The 555-nt window shown below is 64.3% G+C and carries 1 protein-coding gene; it reads right to left on the bottom strand.

Features of this window, described 5'->3' with window-relative positions; translation table 11 throughout:
* A partial coding sequence (locus AC1U89_RS24605) for an aldo/keto reductase (protein ID WP_479902230.1) occupies positions 1-555 on the bottom strand: 555 nt, incomplete at both ends.

The raw sequence follows: 555 nt of genomic DNA on the forward strand, positions 1-555 counted from the left end.
GGTATTTGCAGCTCAGCACGCCCTGCGCGATCTGAGACAAGACGATCTGGGACAGGCCAAGCTCTTCAGACGCCGGAATCACCTCAGCCTCGATCACCCGCCACAGCATGGAGTACTGCGGCTGGTTGGAGATCAGCTGGAAGCCCAGTTCCCTGGCGAGGGCATGGCCATMGCGGATCTGGTTGGCCGTCCATTCGCTGACCCCGATATACAGGGCCTTGCCCTGCCGCACGACGTCCGCGAAGGCCTGCATGGTCTCTTCCAGCGGCGTCTCGTAATCGTAGCGGTGGGCCTGGTAGAGGTCCACGTAGTCCGTCTGCAGCCGCCTGAGGGAGCCGTTGATGGATTCCATGATGTGCTTGCGGGACAGGCCAAGATCGTTGTGGCCCTTGGGCCCGGTGGGGCCGAAGACCTTGGTGAAGACTTCCAGCGACTCCCGGCGTTCGTCCTTCAAGGCTGCGCCGAGGACCGTCTCCGCCGCGGTGTTGGCGTAGACGTCCGCCGTGTCGAAGGTGCTGATACCGGCGTCGAGCGCCGCCCGGACGCACTGGGTGG

The sequence above is a fragment of the Caulobacter sp. 05T431 genome (assembly GCF_056665975.1).